The following is an 18,683-nucleotide window of genomic DNA, read 5'->3' as shown; positions in this document are numbered from 1 at the left end:
CGGCCGGCCGCTCGGGCCGGCCGCCCCGCGGGCGGTGCGGACAGGGTGCGCCGGGTCAGACCCGGGCGCGGCGCCGCGAGCCGGGACGGCGCTCGCTGGGCCGGGTGACCGGGTCGCCGGCCGCGACGGCCGCCTCACGGCGCCGTACGCCGAAGTCGGCCAGGGCCTGTGCCAGCGCGTGCACGGACGGCTCGGGGGCCATCACGTCCACCCGCAGCCCGTGCTCCTCCGCCGTCTTGGCGGTGGCCGGGCCGATGCAGGCGATGACGGTGACGTTGTGCGGCTTGCCGGCGATGCCGACGAGGTTCCGCACCGTGCTGGACGAGGTGAACAGCACCGCGTCGAAGCCGCCGCCCTTGATGGCCTCACGGGTCTCCGCCGGCGGGGGCGAGGCGCGCACGGTCCGGTAGGCCGTGACGTCGTCCACCTCCCAGCCGAGCTCCACCAGGCCCGCCACCAGCGTCTCGGTGGCGATGTCGGCGCGGGGCAGGAAGACCCGGTCGATGGGGTCGAAGACGGGGTCGTAGGGCGGCCAGTCCTCCAGGAGGCCGGCCGCGGACTGCTCGCCGCTGGGGACCAGGTCCGGCTTCACGCCGAAGTCCACGAGCGCGCGCGCCGTCTGCTCGCCGACGGCGGCGACCTTTATGCCGGCGAAGGCCCGCGCGTCGAGCCCGTACTCCTCGAACTTCTCGCGCACCGCCTTGACGGCGTTGACCGAGGTGAAGGCGATCCACTCGTAGCGCCCGGTGACCAGGCCCTTGACGGCGCGCTCCATCTGCTGCGGGGTGCGCGGCGGTTCGACCGCGATCGTGGGCACCTCGTGCGGCACGGCTCCGTAGGACCGCAGCTGGTCCGAGAGGGAGACCGCCTGCTCCTTGGTGCGCGGTACGAGGACCTTCCAGCCGAACAGGGCCTTGGTCTCGAACCAGGAGAGCAGGTCGCGCTGCGTGGTCGGCTCGCCGACCACGGCTATCGCCGCGATGGGGCCCTCCGGGGTGGGCAGCGCCTTGGTGGCCTTCAGCTCGGCGGCGATGGTCGCCAGCGTGGCGGTCCAGGTCCGCTGCCGGGTGGTGGTGCCGGCGACGGTGACCGTCAGCGGGGTGTCGGGCTTGCGCCCGGCGGACACCAGCTCGGCGGCGTTGGCGGCGACGGTCTGCAGGGTCGTGGAGACCACCACCGTCGCGTCGCTCGCGCCCACCTCGCTCCAGCAGCGGGTGGAGGCGGCGGCCGCGTCGACGAAGCGCACGTCGCCGCTGAGCGGGACACCGGCGTACGCGGGCACGCCGATGGCCGCGGCGACGCCCGGGACCACCTCGAAGGGGATGCCGGCGTGCGCGCAGGCGAGCATTTCGGCGGCGGCCTGGGGGTCGAGCCCGGGGTCGCCCGCGATCGCTCGCACCACCCGCTTGCCGGTGCGCGCGGAGGCCGTGCAAAGCTTGGTCGCGGCGGCCGAAGGGCTCAACTCGCCCTCGGTGAAGGCCGGCTCCGCCGTGTCCACGCCTGCCCGGGCGTGCGTGCGCACGACGTCGAGCACCTGCTGGTCGGCGACCAGCAGATCGGCGCGGGCCAGGGCCTCGACGGCCCGCAGGGTCAGCAGACCCGGGTCACCGGGTCCGGCACCGAGGAAGGTGACGTGCCCGAGGACCGGAAGGGGCGGCGGTCCCTCGGCGGCGCCGGCCGAGCTGCCGGTCGCGGCATCGGCTGTGGTCGTGGTGTTGGTCGCTGCGGCGGCGGTGGGGCTCAAAGTACGCGCTCCCCCATAAGACCGGCCGCACCCTTGGCGAGCATCTCGTCGGCGAGCTCGCGGCCCAGGGCCAGAGCTTCCTCGCGAGAGACGGGGGTGGGACCAGTGATGGACATCTGCACCAGCGAGGAGCCGTCGGTGGTCCCGACGACACCGCGCAGGCGCAGCTCGGTGATGGGCTCGTCGGCACCTTCGAAGGCAGGCTCGGCCAGCGCGCCCACGGGCGCGGAGCAGCCGGCCTCCAGGGCGGCGAGCAGTGCCCGCTCGGCGGTCACGGCGGCCCGGGTGAACGGGTCGTCGAGCACGGCGAGCACGGCGATGAGCTCTGCGTCGGCCGCAGAGCACTCGACGGCCAGCGCCCCCTGTCCGGGGGCGGGCAGCACGACGTCGGGTGAGATCAGCTCGGTGACCTCGGACAGGCGCCCCAGCCGGCTCAGCCCGGCCGCGGCCAGGACGACGGCATCGAGGTCGCCCGAGGCAACATATCCGATGCGCGTGTCCACGTTGCCGCGGATCGGCACGGTCTCGATGCGGACGCCGAGCGAGCGGGCCCAGGCGTTCAGCTGGGCCGCGCGGCGCGGCGAGCCGGTGCCGACGCGCGCCCCGCGCGGATCCAGGGCGAGCTGCTCGAACGTGAGACCGTCGCGGGCCACCAACGCGTCCCGCGAGTCCTCGCGGGACGGGATCGCGGCCAGCGTCAGCCCGTCGGCATCGGCGGTGGGCAGGTCCTTCAGGGAGTGGACGGCGAAGTCGATCTCACCGTTCAGCAGCGCGTCGCGCAGCGCGGAGACGAACACCCCGGTGCCGCCGATCTGCGCTAGGTGCTCGCGCGAGACGTCGCCGTAGGTGGTGACCTCCACCAGCTCCACATCACGGCCGGTGAGCCGGCGCACCTGGTCGGCGACCATGCCCGACTGCGTCATCGCCAGCGCGCTGCGCCGGGTTCCCAGTTTCAGTGCGGTGGGCCTCGTCATGCCCGCCCTCGATTCGCTTCATTCGTGACGGCACCGGTCGACGCGGCCGGTGACGGGACCACCGGTACGGCCGGGGTGTCGGCCCGGCTGACCGCGGCGACCGCCAGCGGGTCCAGGTCGAAGAGTTCGCGCAGCGCGTCAGCGTACCCGGCTCCGCCGGGCTCGCCCGCGAGCTGCTTGACCCGCACGGTGGGCGCGTGGAGGAGCTTGTCCACCACGCGGCGCACGGTCTGGGTCACCTCGGCGCGCTCGCGCTCGCCGAGACCGGGCAGCCGGCCGTCCAGCCGGGCGAGCTCGGTGGCGACCACGTCGGCGGCCATGGCGCGCAGGGCGACGACGGTCGGCGTGATGTGCGCGGCGCGCTGGGCGGCGCCGAACGCCTCCACCTCTGCGGAAACGATCTTTCGGACCTGGTCGACGTCCGCCGCCATCGGGGCGTCGGCCGCGGCCGTGCCGATGGTCTCCAGATCGGTGAGGTGCGCCCCGTCGATGGCGTGCACCAGCGGGTCGATGTCGCGCGGCAGCGCCAGGTCGAGCATGCCGATGGGCGCGGCCGGCCCGTCGGCGGCGCGCAGGGCGCGGGTCAGGGTGGCGCGGGCGACCGTGTCGGCGGTCAGCACCAGCCCGGTCGCGCCGGTGCAGGACACCACGATGTCGGCGTGCGGCAGCTCGGCGGCCAGGTCGTCCATGGGCACCGCGCGGCCGCCGACGGACTCGGCCAGCCGCTCGGCGCGCTCGTACGTGCGGTTGACGACGACGATGTCGCCCGCCCCGGCGCGGGCCAGGGTCGCCGCGGCCAGCGAGCTCATCGAGCCCGCGCCGACGACCAGGGCGCGCTTGCCCCTGCCCCACTCCGCGAACGGGGTGCCGCCGATGGCCTGCGCCATCTGGTCCAGGCCGAAGGTGACCAGCGACTGCCCGGCGCGGTCGATGCCGGTCTCGGAGTGGGCCCGCTTGCCGACCCGCAGCGCCTGCTGGAACAGGTCGTTCAGGGTCCGGCCGGCGGTGTGCAGCTCCTGGCCGAGGCCGAGCATGTCCTTGATCTGGGCGAGGATCTGGCCCTCGCCGACGACCATGGAGTCCAGGCCGCAGGCGACCGAGAACAGGTGGTGGACGGCCCGGTCCTCGTAGTGGACGTACAGGTGCGGGGTGAGCTCGTCCAGGCCGACGCCGCTGTGCCGGGACAGGAGCGTGGACAGCTCCGCGACCCCGGCGTGGAACTTGTCGACGTCCGCGTACAGCTCGATGCGGTTGCAGGTCGACAGCACCGCCGCCTCGCTGGCCGGCTCGGCGGCCAGCACGTCGTGCAGCAGGTCGGCCTTGCTGTCCTCCGCGAGCGCGGCCCGCTCCAGGACGCCGACCGGGGCGGTGCGGTGGCTCAGCCCGACCACGAGGAGACTCATGCCGGCATCACGGCGGGGACGTCCCCGTCAGGTCCCGGGCGGCGGTCGCCGTCGCGGACCGCCTTGGCCGCCACCGGGGGCACCGCGAGGGTGCCCTCGAGCTCCTCGCCGGCCTTGCGCTGTTCGTGGAAGGCGAGGATCTGCAGTTCGATGGAGAGGTCGACCTTGCGGACGTCGACCCCGTCGGGGACGGTCAGCACGGTCGGGGCGAAGTTCAGGATCGAGGTGACCCCGGCGGTCACCAGGCGGTCGCAGACCTCCTGCGCGGCACCGGCGGGGGTGGTGATCACGCCGATGGACACGTGGTTGTCCCGCACGATGGACTCCAGCTCGTCCGCGTGCCGCACCGGCAGCCCGGCGATCGGCCGGCCGGTGAGCTGGGCGTCCGCGTCGATGAGCGCGGCGATCCGGAAACCGCGGGAGGCGAAGCCGCCGTAGTTGGCGAGCGCGGCGCCGAGATTGCCCATACCGACGATCACGACCGGCCAGTCCTGGGTCAGGCCCAGCTCGCGGGAGATCTGGTACACGAGGTACTCGACGTCGTAACCGACACCGCGGGTTCCGTAGGAGCCGAGGTAGGAGAAGTCCTTGCGGAGCTTGGCGGAGTTCACTCCGGCGGCGGCCGCGAGTTCCTCCGACGACACCGTGGGCACCGATCGCTCGGAGAGCGCGGTCAGGGCCCGCAGGTACAGCGGGAGCCTGGCGACAGTGGCCTCGGGAATCCCTCGGCTTCGGGTCGCCGGTCGGTGAGTTCGGCCAGTTGCCACGATGCTCCTGCGGGTAGAGCTGGGCTGCGAGCGGCACCCCTCGATGGGGCCGCCCCGTACACGCCAGGCTATGTCTTTGTGAACGCGTGCACAAAGATGGTGTCCGATTTGCCCGGGGGAAGTGACCGGCATCACGCACCCCCATTACGGACAGAAGAAGCCACCTTTTGTACAGGAACGTTCCGCATCAGCGGCCTCTCCGCACCCCGGCGCTCCACCCAGGGCGCATCGGTCCCCGCCAGCCGGGGCCATTCGACCCCGGCGGCGCGCGCCAGCTCCTGTTCGGCGTGCGCGGGCCACTGCGGGTGCTCGCGGACGTACGCGGTGAACAGCCTGGCGGTCGCGCGGGCGTCGCCGAGCGCGGTGTGCGCCGACCAGCCGGTCACCCCGGCCGCCTCCGCGCACGCGCGCAGGCTCAGGCCCCGCGGCACGGGCTCGCGCTGCGCCGCCATCCGCATGGTGCACAGCTCCGGCACCTCGGGGAACCGGATGCCGATGCGGCCGTACTCCGCCGCCAGGAACGCCCGGTCGCAGCCCACGTTGTGCCCGACCAGCACCCGGCCGCGCAGCAGTCCGAGCAGCCCGGGGGCGATCTGGGAGAACAGCGGCGCGCGGGCCGCCTCGACATGGTGGGACTCGATGCCGTGGATATGGGTGGGGCCGACCGGGCCCTCGGGGTCCACCAGGGTCGAGAACTCGCCCTGCGGGAGGAAATCGCGGTCCATCAGAACGACCGCCAGCTCGACCACGCGGTTCCGCCGCGAACTCGAACCGGTGGCCTCGACGTCGACGACGGCGAAACCGCCGCGCGCCTGAAGCCTGCCCGGGAGCACGCCGTCACCTTCCTTACGTACATACCCCCGCAGCACACAAAACGCCTTGATGGTAATCGAGCACACGGGCCAAGAGGAACACCCGCAAATCACCCACCTGTGGTCCCAGGCGTCTCAGACGCCCAGCCCGCGGCGCAGCCGGCCCTCGTCGACACGCCAGAACGTGTGCTGTTCCCCGTCGATCAGGACGACCGGGATCTGCTCCCAGTACGCCCGGTGCAGCGCCTCGTCCTGGCTGATGTCGCGCTCCTCGAGGCGGCAGCCGACCTCGGCGACCACCTTCTCGACGACGGCGCGGGCGTCGTCGCACAGGTGGCAGCCGGGTTTCACGATCAGCGTGACCGTGCGGAGGGCGGGGTCGAGGGGGGCGGCGGGACCCGCGGGGTCCTGGCGGGGGCCGCGTCCGAACAGGGGACTCATGCCGGTCATTCTGCCCGCGCCCGGCGTCAACCGGGCGTGACGGGAGTAACACTTCTGTCGCTCGGAGTTCATTCACCTGCTCCATCTGAGCACCGGAAGTGCCCAACAGACTGGCTATGCTCGCCCCATGGCCGCTCTGCGATGGCTCACCCCCCGTAAGCGCTCCGCGACAGCACGCAGCGTGCTGGCGGGCGAGGCCGCGGCCGAGGCCGCCCTCGCGGCGCCCGCGCAGAAGAAGGCGGCGCGGACCGCCCTCCCCGCGTTCCCGGTCGTCGGCGACCCCCACGCGGCCGCCTTCTTCGACCTGGACAACACGGTCATGCAGGGCGCCGCGATCTTCCACTTCGGACGCGGCCTGTACAAGCGGAAGTTCTTCCACAGCCGCGACCTGGTGCGCTTCGCCTGGCAGCAGGCCTACTTCCGCATCGCCGGGTCCGAGGACCCCGAGCACATGCAGGAAGTGCGCCAGAGCGCGCTGTCGATCGTCAAGGGGCACCGCGTCGAGGAGCTCATGTCGATCGGCGAGGAGATCTACGACGAGTACATGGCGGGCAAGATCTGGCCCGGCACCCGCGCGCTCGCCCAGGCCCACCTGGACGCCGGGCAGCGGGTGTGGCTGGTCACCGCCGCGCCCGTCGAGACCGCCACGATCATCGCCCGCCGGCTCGGCCTGACCGGCGCCCTGGGCACCGTCGCCGAGCACGTCGACGGCGTGTACACCGGCCGGCTGGTCGGCGAGCCGCTGCACGGCCCGGCCAAGGCCGAGGCGGTCCGGGCGCTCGCCGCGGCCGAGGGACTCGAACTGTCGCGCTGCGCCGCGTACAGCGATTCGTCGAACGACATCCCGATGCTGTCGTTGGTCGGACATCCATATGCGATCAATCCCGATACGCGCCTGCGCAAACACGCGCGCGAAATGGGCTGGCGGCTGCGCGACTACCGCACCGGCCGCAAGGCCGCGAAAATCGGCATTCCGGCGGCCGCCGGGGTCGGGGCGGTCGCGGGCGGCGCGGCCGCCGCGGTGGCCCTGCAGCGCCGCCGCCGCTGAGCATCGGCCCCGGTCCGGGGCCGATGCGCGACACACCGGTGTACCCCTCTGGCGTCCCGTCAGTCGCCACATGACCACACAGCCACAACACGCTCTCCACGCGAGCAATTCACGACGCTATGTGGTCAAGTACGTTTCCGTGTTCGATAATTGATCGATCACCATTCCGCCAGAGAGTGGGCGGAACCGGCGATTTCAGCAACTCGGTGTAGCGTCGCCTGTACGAAGCGTTATTCTCCTCAAACGCAAGCCGGTTCCCACCCGTCGCTACGACGAGTGAACGGTTCCGTACTGCACGTGATGGAAGTTCTGCCTCTGGGAGTCCCGTGTACCCACACACCGGGGTTGACGCCTCTGGCCTGGCTACGCTGCGCGCACTGGTGGCTGAGCACCTGCTGCGCGTTGTCCCCGCGTACGCCGTGCCCGTGCCAGCACTCGCCGCAGCAGTGCCCGCCGGCCCCGCCCTGGCGACCTATGCCCTCGCCGACGGCCGGGCGGCGGTCGGCAGACGAACCCGCAGCACCCCGCAGACCGCACGGTCCTCGGGCGCCTCCACGCGCCGCCCCGCGTCCGACACCGACAGCGGGCGGATGATGGACCTGGTCGAACGCGCCCAGGCCGGGGAGACCGAGGCCTTCGGGCGGTTGTACGACCACTACTCCGACACCGTGTACCGGTACATCTACTACCGCGTCGGGGGCAAGGCGACCGCCGAGGACCTCACCAGCGAGACGTTCCTGCGCGCGCTGCGCAGGATCGGCACCTTCACCTGGCAGGGCCGCGACTTCGGCGCCTGGCTGGTGACGATCGCGCGCAACCTGGTCGCCGACCACTTCAAGTCCAGCCGCTTCCGGCTGGAGGTGACCACCGGGGAGATGCTCGACGCCAACGAGGTCGAGCCCAGCCCGGAGGACTGCGTCCTGGAGTCGCTCTCCAACGAGTCGCTGCTCCGCGCGGTGCGCAAGCTCAACCCCCAGCAGCAGGAGTGCGTGACGCTGCGCTTCCTGCAGGGCCTGTCCGTCGCCGAGACGGCACGCATCATGGGGAAGAACGAAGGCGCGATCAAGACCCTGCAGTACCGGGCCGTACGGACCCTCGCCCGGCTGCTCCCCGACGACGCGCGATGAACGCCATGGATGGGACTTCATCTTGCGACTGCCTTCACGGTCCGATCATCATGAGTGCGCAACCCTGGGCGTAACCCTGGGCGTACGGCGCTCGTTGCATCACATGCGGACCCCCCACTGCCGTGCCCTGCCCGCTTCCGATCACTCGATCGGGTGGAAGGGCTCAAGGTCTGGAACCTTGCAGGCGCAACGGGGAGTCGAGGTGGATGACGAGAGGAGGTGCCGCCCGTGATCGCGAACCCAACGGCGCACCGGCGGGCGAACGCCTTCGCCGACGCCCTTGAGGACGACGGCCAACAGGCGCACGCCGGCGAGCAGCACGGCGCACACGCCGCGGACCGGCATGCGGATCCGGCTCAGGGAAGGCTCCTGGCCCTGGCCGACGCCCTGGAGGACGTGCCGCGGCCGACGCTGGACCCCGAGGCCAAGACCGTGCAACGGGCCCAATTGATCGCGGCGATGGAAGCCGCGCTCGCCGACGGCACGCTGACGGTCCCCGAGCAACGTGACGGCGGTCGCGGCGCACATCGCGCCGACGGCCGCGGCATCGGGAAACTGAGGCCCCGCTCCGCGTGGTCCCGCCGGCTCGCCGCCGGTGGACTCTCGGTGGGCGTCGCGGCAGGTGCCTTCGGCGGCGTGGCCGCCGCGAGCACCGACGCGCTCCCCGGTGACACGCTCTACGGCCTCAAGCGGGGCATGGAGGACATGCGCCTCAACCTCGCCGACGACGACGCCGACCGCGGCAAGGTCTATCTCGACCTCGCCTCCACCCGGCTCCAGGAGGCCCGCCGCCTCATGGAGCGCGGGCGCGGCGGCCAGCTCGACGACGAGTCGGTGGGCGAGATCCGCCGGGCCCTGTCCGGTATGCAGCAGGAGGCCACCGAGGGCCACCGGCTGCTCACCGCCGCGTACCGCAAGGACGGCTCACTGCGGCCGATGGAGACGCTCTCCGCGTTCTCCAACAACCACCGCAGGGGCTGGACCGAGCTGCGCGACCGGCTGCCCAACAAGCTCACCGACGTCGGCGACAAGGTCACCTCCGTCTTCGACGCCATAGAGCAGGAGGTCGCCCCGCTGCAGAAGCTGCTGCCCCCCGCCGCCACTCCCGGCGACGGGCGCAACGGCCTCCCCGGCAGCGGTGCCCGCTCCAGCAGTGGCACGCGGGGGCCGTCCCCCTCGTCGAGCGACTCCGCGAGCGACCGTTCCGTCGAGCGCGGCACGGAGAAGGCCAGCCCGTCGGCGTCCAAGAGCTCCGACGGCGGTTTCATCGGCGGCGCGGACGGACTGCTCAACCCCCCGCCGAGCAGCGGCAGCCCTTCCACCGGCTCCGGCGAGACCTCGCAGCCGTCCGTCACCCTGCCGCCGTTGCTGCCGGGTCTGCTCCCGGGTCTCGGCCTCGGCACGGAGGACGACAACGGCGAGTAGCCGACCGAGCGGTACCGGCGAGGGCCGGTACCCGGGGCATCACCCCGGGTACCGGCCCTCGCCGTGTCTCACCGCGTCTCGCCGCGTCCGTCAGAAGAACACCGAACGCCGCTGCACCAGCAGCTTGTAGAGCGTGTGCTGAATCGTTTCCCGTACCTGGTCGGTGAGGTTGAAGACCAGCATCGGGTCCTCCGCCGCCTCCGGTGCGTAACCGTCCGTCGCGATCGGCTCGCCGAACTGGATGGTCCACTTCGTCGGCAGCGGCACCAGCCCCAGCGGCCCGAGCCACGGGAAGGTCGGCGTCATCGGGAAGTACGGGAAGCCCAGCAGCCGCGCCGCGGTCTTCGCGTTGCCGATCATCGGGTAGATCTCCTCCGCGCCCACGATGGAGCACGGCACGATCGGCACCCGGGTCTTCAGCGCGGTCGCCACGAAGCCGCCCCGCCCGAAGCGCTGCAGCTTGTAGCGCTCCGAGAACGGCTTGCCGAGCCCCTTGAAGCCCTCCGGCATCACACCGACGACCTCGCCGCGCTCCAGCAGCCGCTGCGCGTCCTCCGCGCAGGCCAGGGTGTGCCCGGCCTTCCGGGCCAGTTCGTTCACCAGCGGCAGGACGAAGACCAGGTCCGCCGCGAGCAGCCGCAGATGCCGCCCCGCCGGGTGGTTGTCGTGGACGGCGACCTGCATCATCAGCCCGTCCAGCGGCAGCGTCCCGGAGTGGTTGGCGACCACCAGGGCGCCGCCCTCGGCCGGGATGTTCTCGATGCCCTTGACCTCGACACGGAAGTACGACTCGTACAGCGGCCGCAGCAGCGACATGAGCAACTGGTCGGTGAGGTCCTCGTCGTAGCCGAAGTCGTCGACCTCGTAGTCCCCGGTGACGCGGCGGCGCAGGAAGGCCAGGCCGTGCGCCACCCGGCGCTCCCAGGGGCCGCCCAGCAGGCGGTCGGCGGCCTGGCCGAGAGCGGCGACCAGCGGCCCGCCCTCGGTGGCCGGCCGCGGCTGCGTGTCCCGGGCCCCTTCCGGGGCCGCACCGGTCGCTGCGGTCGATTCGGTCGCTGCGGCATCCGGGCCGCCCGCGGCGGCAGTACCGGCCGCGTCCCGTACGGTGCGGTCCTCCACCGGCAGTGCGGCCAGCGCGTTCGCGCCGGAGGCCTCACCCGACTTGCGGGCGGCCGCCCGCCCGCGCGACCGTGGCGCCCCCCTCCGCGTTCGCGTGTCCTCGTCGAACGGGATGACCTTGGCATCCGCCATGGCGCGATTCCTCCTCGCAGGAGTGCTCACAAGCTCAGTTCTCAAGGGCGCCCGCGGGCACCAGCGCGGCGAGCCGGTCCACGGTGCGGGCGAGCCGTTCGGGCGGAAGCAGACCCGGGCCGTGGCTGCGGGCGAAGTCGCTGAAGGTCTCGGCGGTGGTGTACTTCGGGGTGAAGCCGAGAGTCTCGCGCATCTGCGTCGTGTCCACCACCCTGCCATGGGTGAGCAGCCGGATCTGCTCGCGCGAGAAGTCCGTCACCCCGGCCGTGCGCAGCATCTGCCCCACCCAGGTGACCGCGGGCAGCAGCACGGGCACGGTGGGCTTGCCGAGCCGCCGGGCCGTCTGCGAGAGCAGCAGCACCCCGTCGCCGGCGATGTTGAACGTACCGCTGTTGATGGTGCCGTTGCCCTCGTCGTGCAGGGCCAGCAACAGGACGTCCATGACGTCGTCCTCGTGGACGAACTGCAGCCGCGGGTCGTAGCCGAGGACGGTCGGCAGCACCGGCAGCGCGAAGTACTCGGCGAGCGGCGTGTCGGCGTTCGGGCCCAGGATGTTCGCGAAGCGCAGCACCGAGACGGCCACGTCCGGGCGGCGCCGGGCGAAGCCCCGCACGTACCCCTCGACTTCGACGGCGTCCTTGGCGAAGCCGCCGGTGGGCAGGGACTTCGCGGGCATCGACTCGGTGAAGACCGCCGGGTCGCGCGGCGCCGATCCGTACACGCTGGTCGTGGACTTGACCACCAGGCGCCGCACGGTCGGAGCCTTCTGGCAGGCACCGAGCAGCTGCATGGTGCCGATGACGTTGGTCTCCTTGACCGCCGCGCGGTTGTTGCGGCCCGGCAGCGTCCCGCTCACGTCCATGTGCACCACCGTGTCCACGGAGTGCTCGGCGAGCACCTTCGCGATCATCGGGTGCCGGATGTCGGCGCGCACGAACTCGGCGCCGTCCAGTTGATGCTCCGGCGGAAGCACGTCGACGCCGACCACCCGGTCGACATCGGGCTCACGCATGATCCGTCGTACCAGCCGGCCGCCGAGCTGGCGGGCGACCCCCGTCACGAGCACCACTTTGCCCAAGATCAGCGCCTTCCTTCTTACCGCATATACGCACCGTATCGGTTCGATGTTGCGCCGTGATGACGCTCGACCGTACGAACACCGTCAAGGCGGTCAAGGAGATCCTGTCCCAGCCGGTGGCCGGGCCCGTCACCGGGCCCCCCGTCACGGCTACCCCGCCACCCGCGCCCGGAACGCCACTGCCCTCCCTCCACCGCGGACCGCGGTGGAGGGAGGGCAGTGGGAAGAGCGACGCGCAGCTCGACTACTTCTTGTTACGGCGCTGCACACGCGTCCGCTTCAGCAGCTTGCGGTGCTTCTTCTTGGCCATACGCTTGCGCCGCTTCTTGATGACAGAGCCCACGACTACCCTCGCTTCGTTTTCACTCGGTGCGGGGCGTCCGAGCCCACACGACCTACGTCGGCCAAGCCTACCCGCCCGGGGGCACCGAACATAAACCGAGGCAGTCGTCAGGCAGTTTCCACCCCCACGTAGGACTCGCGAAGATAGTCATGGACGGCCTGCTCCGGGACGCGGAAGGACCTCCCCACCCGGATCGCCGGCAGATGACCGCTGTGCACCAACCGATACACGGTCATCTTGGACACTCGCATCACCGCGGCGACCTCTGCCACGGTCAGGAACACGACCTCGTTGAGAGGCCTCTCGCTTGAAGCCATGACACACCTGAACCTTCCGCACATGACGGGCACCGGCTTCCCCTCCGGTGACTCCCTCTCGCATGTGCGCTCCTCCCCAGATTAGGTGCGCATGATGCAAGTGGGGAAGAGGAGTAGCGATCGGTTGACTACTGTGACAGACACGCTCGATTGAGTACATAGCGCGTAAGCGGTCGGTAGTAATCGGACCGCACAGCGTCATCAAGCGGAACCACGACCGAAACCCTGCCCTCTGCCTGGGCGACGAAAACGGCGGGGTCGTCGGAGTCGGCCAGTCCCATGGCCTCAATGCCCAGCTGACCTGCCCCGCAGACCCAGCCGTGGTCCCCCACCACGAGGCTCGGCAGCGGGCCGCCGCGCGTCGCCGCGCCGGCCAGGGCGACCCGAACCGGGAGCGGGGAGTGCGTGTGCACTCCGGGCGCACTCCCGGCGCCCTCACCCGGCGCACCGCGGACCACCGCGACGCCCCCTACGTAGCGGAGGTTGTGCGGGCGTAGGCCGAATTGCGTCGGCATGTCGACACGTCGACCATGCGATGGGCTGAGGACAGGACATCCCGCCGCCGACAGGGCTGCGGCCAATCCGGCGTAGAAGCCCAGGAGCCGGTGCGGATGCCCGGTCCCGAGGAGCACCGGCTCCCGGTCCCGTGCCGCTCGCCGCAGACGGGCCGCGAAGGCGTCCAGTCCGGCCAGCGTACGGTCCGGGTCGATCACATCTTGCCCCGAAGTGTGGCTCGGATCAGGCGAAACCCCGCATTGGTCAGCCATCAGGCGCAGCAGCTCGGACGCCGTCCAGTTCCGTCCCGGATCCAGCCCCAGCGTCTGCCGCGGATCCCCGGCGGCGAACAGCCGGTAGCTGCGCAGGCTCCTCTCCCGTGTCGTCGCCACCGGCCCGGCGATACCGGCCCCCACCAGATGCGCGCGCAGCGCGCCCACACTCACCACGGGCCGATGGTGACCCGGACTCGACCGCCCCCGCACCGGAACAGGCCCGACATCACTCCCGTGGGGTGCCCGTTCGGGCCCGCGGCCCGACGGACCCTCCACGCGGCGGCCGCTCTTCCTACACTTCTCAGAAGGGGGCAGACCGCACGACGGCGATGGGCGGTTCACCGTGACCGGCACCCTTCCGAACGGCACCGAGTTCGACTACGTCGTGGTGGGGGCCGGGTCCGCGGGATGCGTGCTGGCCGCGCGCCTGTCCGAGGACGAGGCCGCACGCGTGCTCCTGCTGGAGGCGGGCGGAGCGGACCTCCCGCCGGCCGTGGCCCTGCCGGCTGCCTGGCCGGGTCTGCTGAACACCGCCCTGGACTGGGCGGACCGGACCACGCCGCAGACCGAGACCGGCCTGACCGTGCCCTGGCCCCGCGGCCGCGGCCTGGGCGGCAGTTCGGCGATCAACGCCATGAACTTCCTGCGCGGTCATCGCTCGAGCTATGACGCCTGGGCCGCCGAGGACGCCCCGGGCTGGGGCTTCGACGACCTGCTGCCCGCCTTCAAGCGCACCGAGAACCTCACCGGCGTCGCGGACCGCGATCCGGCGCTGCGCGGCATGGACGGTCCGCTGCGGGTCGGCCCCGCCGCCGACCCGCACCCCCTCGCCCGGGACTTCCTGCGCGCCTCGGCGCAGGCCGGGCACCGCGCTGCCCGCGATCTCGCCGGAGGCCTGGAGGAGGGGTTCGGCTGGGGCGACCTCAGCATCGCGGACGGTGTCCGGCAGGACGCCGCCACGGCCTACCTCCGGCCGGCCCGCCGCCGGCCCGGCCTGCACGTCGTGACCGGCGCCCTCGTCCACCGGGTCACCCTGGACGGCGACCGATGCACGGGCGTGGAGTACGCCGCCGACGGCGAGTTGCGCACCGCGCGCCGGTCCCGCTCCGGAGCGGTCGTCCTGACCGCGGGGGCGATCGGCACCCCGCAACTGCTCATGCTGTCCGGCATCGGCCCCCGCCACCACCTGCGGACCCTCGCCATCCCGACCGCGATGCACCTGCCCGGCGTCGGCTCACACCTCCAGGACCACGTACTGTCCGGGGTCGTCCACCGCTCGGCCCGCCCCGTACCGCCCGGCACCAACAACCACGGCGAGGTCCAGGGACTGATCCGCAGCGGGCCTCAGGCCCCCGGGCCCGACCTGCAGCTGCAGATCGTCGACATCCCCCTGCGCGAGGAGAGCCTGCCGGGACCCGAACCCGGCCGGGGCTGGACGATCATGATCGCCCTCATGATGCCGTTCAGCCACGGCACGGTCCGCCTCGCCGACGCCGTTCCCGGCACGCCCCCGCGCATCGACCCGCGGTACTACGCGGACATCCGCGACCTCGACGCCATGGTCCAGGGCCTGCGCGCCGCCCGGGAGATCGCCGACGCCCCGGCCCTCGCGGACTGGAGCGCCGAGGAGGTCCTGCCCGGCCCGGACGTCGACGGCGAGAGGGCCCTGCGCGCCTACCTCTGCCGCAATCTGCGCTCCTACAACCACTACGCGGGAACCTGCGGCATCGGCACCGACGCGCACGCCGTCGTCGACCCCGCCCTGCGGGTCCACGGCGTGGACGGCCTGCGGGTGGCCGATGCCTCGGTGATGCCGCGGGTGGTCTCCGCCAACATCAACGCCACCGTCTACGCCGTCGCCGAACGGGCCGCGCAGCTGCTGCGCGAGGCCGCCTGAACACCGCGGCCCGGCGCCGGACCGCGCCGGACCCGCCACGGCTACGGCAGAAGCCCGTGCAGCGGGAACACCGCCCGCCGGGTCGCGAGGATCGCCTGGTCCAGCCGGTCCGCCGGGTCGTACCCCGCCTCGTGGAACCCGGCGAAGGACGCGTCCCGTCCGTCCGTCATCCGCAGCGGCGCCGTCTGCCGCGTCCTGCGGTACACCTCCGCGCGCCACTCCTCGGGCGTCGCCGCCTCCGGCGCCACCGGCCGGCCCGCGGCGATGCCCACCAGGTGCGTCCACGTACGGGGTACGACGTCCACCACCGCGTACCCGCCGCCGCCCAGCGCCACCCAGCGTCCCTCGGCGTGCTCGTGCGCCAGGTCGTGCAGCGCCCCGGCCACCGCGCGCTGCGCGTCCAGGCTGACGGCCAGGTGCGCCAGCGGGTCCTCGAAGTGCGTGTCGGCGCCGTGCTGCGTGACCAGCGCCTGCGGCCGGAACGCGGCGATCAGCTCGGGCACGACCGCGTGGAAGGCACGCAGCCAGCCCGCGTCCCCGGTGCCGGCGGGCAGCGCCAGGTTCACCGCGCCGCCCTCCGCGGCCGCGCCGCCGGTCTCCTGCGGCCAGCCCGTCTGCGGGAACAGGGTGCTCGGATGCTCGTGCAGCGAGATGGTCAGCACGCGCGGGTCGTCCCAGAACACGGCCTGGACCCCGTCGCCGTGGTGGACGTCCACGTCCACGTAGACCACCCGCTCGGCGCCGAGCTCCAGCAGCCGTGCGACGGCCAGCGCGGCGTCGTTGTAGACGCAGAAGCCCGAGGCCGTCGCCGGCATCGCGTGGTGCAGGCCGCCCGCGAAGTTCACCGCGTGCGTCGCCTCGCCCCGCCAGACCGCCTCGGCCGCGCCCACCGACTGCCCGGCGATCAGCGCCGAGGCCTCGTGCATGCCCGCGAAGGCCGGGTTGTCCTCGGTGCCGATGCCGTACGACAGCTCTGTGAGCGCCTTGGGGTCGGCCGACGCCCGCCGCACCGCGGCGACGTACTCCGCCTCGTGGACCAGCCCCAGTGTCGAGTCGCCCGCGGCCGGCGCGGCCGCGACGGTCGCCGCCTTGTCCAGTCCGAAGGCCCGGACCAGCCCCATGGTCAGCGCGAGCCGCACCGGGTCCATCGGGTGCCCGCGACCGAAGTCATAGCCCGTTACCTGCTCGTCCCACATCAGCTGTGCGCGGCCGCTCATGGTCGCCACCGTATCGGGCGGGCTCCGTTCCGAACGAGCGGGCGTACAGCAGCGTGGCCGACACCAGCACCATCGGCACCAGCATGGCCCCGCGGTAGCTCCAGGCGTCACCGAGCGCGCCCACCAGCGGTGAACCGACCAGGAATCCGACGTAGTTGAAGATGTTGAGCCGCGCAATCGCCGTGTCCGACGCCCCGGGGAACATCCGTCCGGCCGCGGCGAAGGTCTGCGGCACGATCACGCACAGCCCGAAGCCGAGCAACGTGAAACCCAGCATTCCCACCCACGGCCCCGGCGCCACCGCGACCACTCCGAACCCCGCCACCGCGACCACCGCTCCGGCCCGCACGACCGCCGCGGCCCCGAAGCGCCGTACCCCCAGGTCGCCGACCGACCGGCCGAGGAGCGTCGTCACCATGTAGACGTTGTACGGGACCGTCGCCAGCTGCTCGGAGCTGCCGAGGACGTCCTGCAGGTATTTCGCGCTCCAGTTGGAGACCGTCGAGTCGCCGATGTACGCGAACGCCATCACCAGGCACAGCGGCAGCAGCATCCGCATCGCGACGGACGCACCGGACGCGGCCCCGGACGGCTGCGGCTCCTCCTGCGCCGGCTTCGCGAGTCCGTCGGCCGCCGCCGACTGATCGACGTACCAGCGGCTGCCCACCAGGGTCAGCGGGATCAGCACCGCCACCACCGGCCCGTACAGCACCGCCAGCGACAGGTGCCAGTGCGCCCCGGCCCACGCCAGTGACGCACCGAGGATGCCGCCGAAGCTGTACGCGGCGTGGAATCCCAGCATGATGCTGCGGCCGTACCGCCGCTGGAGGCTCACGCCGAGCATGTTCATCGAGGCGTCCAGCCCGCCGACGCAGATGCCGAACACCGCGAGCGAAAGCCCCAGTTGCCACATCGTGTCGCCCGAGCCGGCACCCAGCAGCGCCAGGCACACCACCGGCTGCACCCAGCGCAGCACGGCGCTCGGCCGCACCCGCTTCACCAGGTACTCGGTGGCCACGCTTCCGACACCGGCCAGGACGGGCACCGCCGCGAGGAAGAGAGGCAGCAGCGCGTCACTGATGTCGTACCGGTCCTGCAGGGCCGGGATACGCGTCACCAGGAGCGCGAAGGCCACACCCTGCGAGAAGAAGCTGACGGACAACGAGGCCCGCCCATGACGCAATCTGCCGTCGATGCCGTCCATGAGCGAGCAGCGTAGGGCCGAACCCTACGGACGGGTAGGTCGATCACATCATCAGTTTTCCCGGCAGGCCCGCCATTTCGGCGAAGAGCGTCAACACCCCCGCGGACCCCGACTCCTCCAGCCGCGCCGGTGGGGTCATCGCCGTGAAGCCGTACGCGTCCATCCCCGCCGCGACCGCCGCCTGCACCCCGAGCGGGCTGTCCTCCACGACCGCGCACCGCTCCGGCGCCACGCCCATCACGCGTGCCGCGTGCAGGAACAGATCGGGCGCCGGCTTGCCCCGGCCCACATCCTGCGAACTGAAGATACGCTCCTCGCCGAAGTGCCCGTACAACCCGGTCTTCCGCAGGGCGACCCGGATCCGCTCATGGCTGCCGGACGATGCCACGCAGTACGGCACCCCGTCCGCGTCGAGCTTCTCCAGCACGGCCGCCACGCCCGGCACCGGCTGCAGTTCGCGCCGGAAACCCTCGAAGACCCGCGCGTAGTACGTCGCGTCGAAGTCCTCGGGCAACCGCTGCCCCGACCGCTCCGCCACCAGGTCGTGCACGCGGTGCATGGCCGAGCCCATGTAGTCCCGCAACGACTCCTCGTAGGTGGTCGGATGCCCGTGCTCGGTCAGCAGATCGGCGAGCACATGGTTCGCGATCGGCTCACTGTCGACGAGCACACCGTCGTTGTCGAAAATGACCAGGTCATAGCGCACACGGTCAACTGTAGTGGACGCAAAAAAGCCTCAACCCCCGAGCCGGAGCTCGGGGGTTGAGGCTAATAATTGTTCGGCGGCGTCCTACTCTCCCACAGGGTCCCCCCTGCAGTACCATCGGCGCTGAAAGGCTTAGCTTCCGGGTTCGAAATGTAACCG

At 72.1% G+C, this 18,683-nt stretch carries 18 protein-coding genes and 1 rRNA gene; 4 read left to right on the top strand and 15 right to left on the bottom strand.

Annotation, left to right across the window (positions count from 1 at the left end):
• Positions 1-55: 55 nt before the first annotated feature.
• The 6 genes from ACFYXS_RS30465 to ACFYXS_RS30440 all read right to left on the bottom strand — a co-directional run bounded on the left by ACFYXS_RS30465 (position 56) and on the right by ACFYXS_RS30440 (position 6,141).
• Positions 56-1,744, bottom strand: coding sequence for a uroporphyrinogen-III synthase (locus ACFYXS_RS30465; RefSeq protein ID WP_389253974.1), 1,689 nt, complete (start codon positions 1,742-1,744; stop codon positions 56-58).
• On the bottom strand, positions 1,741-2,718 hold the full coding sequence (gene hemC, locus ACFYXS_RS30460; RefSeq protein WP_389253972.1) for a hydroxymethylbilane synthase: 978 nt from the start codon (positions 2,716-2,718) through the stop codon (positions 1,741-1,743). The genes ACFYXS_RS30465 and hemC overlap by 4 nt, the downstream gene beginning before the upstream one ends.
• Positions 2,715-4,121: a glutamyl-tRNA reductase gene (locus tag ACFYXS_RS30455; protein WP_389253970.1), complete on the bottom strand. Its 1,407-nt coding sequence runs from the start codon at positions 4,119-4,121 to the stop codon at positions 2,715-2,717. The genes hemC and ACFYXS_RS30455 overlap by 4 nt, the downstream gene beginning before the upstream one ends.
• Complete coding sequence (locus tag ACFYXS_RS30450; protein ID WP_319665651.1) at positions 4,118-4,888, bottom strand: redox-sensing transcriptional repressor Rex; 771 nt, start codon at positions 4,886-4,888, stop codon at positions 4,118-4,120. Before ACFYXS_RS30450 ends, ACFYXS_RS30455 begins: the two co-directional genes overlap by 4 nt.
• A 131-nt stretch (positions 4,889-5,019) precedes the next feature.
• Entirely contained in the window at positions 5,020-5,721 is a 702-nt protein-coding gene (locus ACFYXS_RS30445) for an exonuclease domain-containing protein (RefSeq protein ID WP_389253968.1), read from the bottom strand.
• A 114-nt stretch (positions 5,722-5,835) separates the two neighbouring features.
• Positions 5,836-6,141 carry a glutaredoxin family protein gene (locus ACFYXS_RS30440; RefSeq protein ID WP_389253966.1) on the bottom strand — a complete coding sequence of 102 codons (306 nt, stop codon included), beginning with the start codon at positions 6,139-6,141 and terminating at the stop codon, positions 5,836-5,838.
• Positions 6,142-6,268: 127 nt separating this feature from the next.
• Here ACFYXS_RS30440 and ACFYXS_RS30435 point away from each other — a divergent pair, with 127 nt between their 5' ends.
• The 3 genes from ACFYXS_RS30435 (at position 6,269) to ACFYXS_RS30425 (ending at position 9,741) form a co-directional block, all read left to right on the top strand.
• Positions 6,269-7,189, top strand: a complete 921-nt coding sequence (locus ACFYXS_RS30435; protein ID WP_389253964.1) for an HAD family hydrolase — start codon at positions 6,269-6,271, stop codon at positions 7,187-7,189.
• A gap of 326 nt (positions 7,190-7,515) precedes the next feature.
• Positions 7,516-8,316 carry an ECF subfamily RNA polymerase sigma factor, BldN family gene (locus tag ACFYXS_RS30430; protein ID WP_319665655.1) on the top strand — a complete coding sequence of 267 codons (801 nt, stop codon included), beginning with the start codon at positions 7,516-7,518 and terminating at the stop codon, positions 8,314-8,316.
• A gap of 228 nt (positions 8,317-8,544) precedes the next feature.
• The gene (locus ACFYXS_RS30425; RefSeq protein WP_389253962.1) at positions 8,545-9,741 is read left to right on the top strand and encodes a DUF5667 domain-containing protein; all 1,197 of its coding nucleotides are present in this window, start codon (positions 8,545-8,547) and stop codon (positions 9,739-9,741) included.
• Between the two features lie 90 nt (positions 9,742-9,831).
• Here the strand turns inward: ACFYXS_RS30425 and ACFYXS_RS30420 are convergent, their stop codons facing one another.
• The 5 genes from ACFYXS_RS30420 to ACFYXS_RS30400 form a co-directional block, all read right to left on the bottom strand.
• Positions 9,832-10,992 carry a lysophospholipid acyltransferase family protein gene (locus tag ACFYXS_RS30420; RefSeq protein ID WP_389253960.1) on the bottom strand — a complete coding sequence of 387 codons (1,161 nt, stop codon included), beginning with the start codon at positions 10,990-10,992 and terminating at the stop codon, positions 9,832-9,834.
• 34 nt (positions 10,993-11,026) lie between these two features.
• Positions 11,027-12,070: an NAD-dependent epimerase/dehydratase family protein gene (locus tag ACFYXS_RS30415; RefSeq protein WP_389253958.1), complete on the bottom strand. Its 1,044-nt coding sequence runs from the start codon at positions 12,068-12,070 to the stop codon at positions 11,027-11,029.
• A gap of 244 nt (positions 12,071-12,314) precedes the next feature.
• Positions 12,315-12,413, bottom strand: coding sequence for a 30S ribosomal protein bS22 (locus tag ACFYXS_RS30410; protein ID WP_003948845.1), 99 nt, complete (start codon positions 12,411-12,413; stop codon positions 12,315-12,317).
• Between the two features lie 107 nt (positions 12,414-12,520).
• Positions 12,521-12,730 carry a helix-turn-helix domain-containing protein gene (locus ACFYXS_RS30405; RefSeq protein WP_319665659.1) on the bottom strand — a complete coding sequence of 70 codons (210 nt, stop codon included), beginning with the start codon at positions 12,728-12,730 and terminating at the stop codon, positions 12,521-12,523.
• 128 nt (positions 12,731-12,858) lie between these two features.
• Positions 12,859-13,674, bottom strand: coding sequence for a phosphatase (locus tag ACFYXS_RS30400; protein WP_389253956.1), 816 nt, complete (start codon positions 13,672-13,674; stop codon positions 12,859-12,861).
• Between the two features lie 169 nt (positions 13,675-13,843).
• Between ACFYXS_RS30400 and ACFYXS_RS30395 the strand changes: the two genes are divergently transcribed.
• Positions 13,844-15,397, top strand: a complete 1,554-nt coding sequence (locus ACFYXS_RS30395; protein WP_389253955.1) for a GMC family oxidoreductase — start codon at positions 13,844-13,846, stop codon at positions 15,395-15,397.
• 41 nt (positions 15,398-15,438) lie between these two features.
• Here ACFYXS_RS30395 and ACFYXS_RS30390 read toward each other — a convergent pair whose 3' ends face one another.
• The 4 genes from ACFYXS_RS30390 to rrf all read right to left on the bottom strand — a co-directional run.
• Positions 15,439-16,614, bottom strand: a complete 1,176-nt coding sequence (locus ACFYXS_RS30390) for an acetoin utilization protein AcuC (protein WP_389253951.1) — start codon at positions 16,612-16,614, stop codon at positions 15,439-15,441.
• Positions 16,565-17,818 carry an MFS transporter gene (locus ACFYXS_RS30385; protein ID WP_389253949.1) on the bottom strand — a complete coding sequence of 418 codons (1,254 nt, stop codon included), beginning with the start codon at positions 17,816-17,818 and terminating at the stop codon, positions 16,565-16,567. Before ACFYXS_RS30385 ends, ACFYXS_RS30390 begins: the two co-directional genes overlap by 50 nt.
• Positions 17,819-17,861: 43 nt before the next feature.
• Positions 17,862-18,524 (bottom strand): HAD family hydrolase, encoded by a 663-nt coding sequence (locus ACFYXS_RS30380; RefSeq protein WP_389253947.1) that lies wholly within the window; start codon positions 18,522-18,524, stop codon positions 17,862-17,864.
• Between the two features lie 71 nt (positions 18,525-18,595).
• Positions 18,596-18,683 (bottom strand): 5S ribosomal RNA (gene rrf / locus ACFYXS_RS30375); the annotation flags it as partial.

This window comes from Streptomyces sp. NPDC002574, assembly GCF_042889545.1.
GTDB lineage: Bacteria > Actinomycetota > Actinomycetes > Streptomycetales > Streptomycetaceae > Actinacidiphila.
This window is presented reverse-complemented; position numbering and strand designations above follow the sequence as displayed.

Coding starts and splice junctions, on each gene's coding strand:
- ACFYXS_RS30435 (WP_389253964.1), top strand. CDS start 6,269: ATGGCCGCTCTGCGATGGCTCACCCCCCGTAAGCGCTCCGCGACAGCA.
- ACFYXS_RS30390 (WP_389253951.1), bottom strand. CDS start 16,614: ATGAGCGGCCGCGCACAGCTGATGTGGGACGAGCAGGTAACGGGCTAT.
- ACFYXS_RS30420 (WP_389253960.1), bottom strand. CDS start 10,992: ATGGCGGATGCCAAGGTCATCCCGTTCGACGAGGACACGCGAACGCGG.
- ACFYXS_RS30455 (WP_389253970.1), bottom strand. CDS start 4,121: ATGAGTCTCCTCGTGGTCGGGCTGAGCCACCGCACCGCCCCGGTCGGC.
- hemC (WP_389253972.1), bottom strand. CDS start 2,718: ATGACGAGGCCCACCGCACTGAAACTGGGAACCCGGCGCAGCGCGCTG.
- ACFYXS_RS30385 (WP_389253949.1), bottom strand. CDS start 17,818: ATGGACGGCATCGACGGCAGATTGCGTCATGGGCGGGCCTCGTTGTCC.
- ACFYXS_RS30440 (WP_389253966.1), bottom strand. CDS start 6,141: ATGAGTCCCCTGTTCGGACGCGGCCCCCGCCAGGACCCCGCGGGTCCC.
- ACFYXS_RS30405 (WP_319665659.1), bottom strand. CDS start 12,730: ATGGCTTCAAGCGAGAGGCCTCTCAACGAGGTCGTGTTCCTGACCGTG.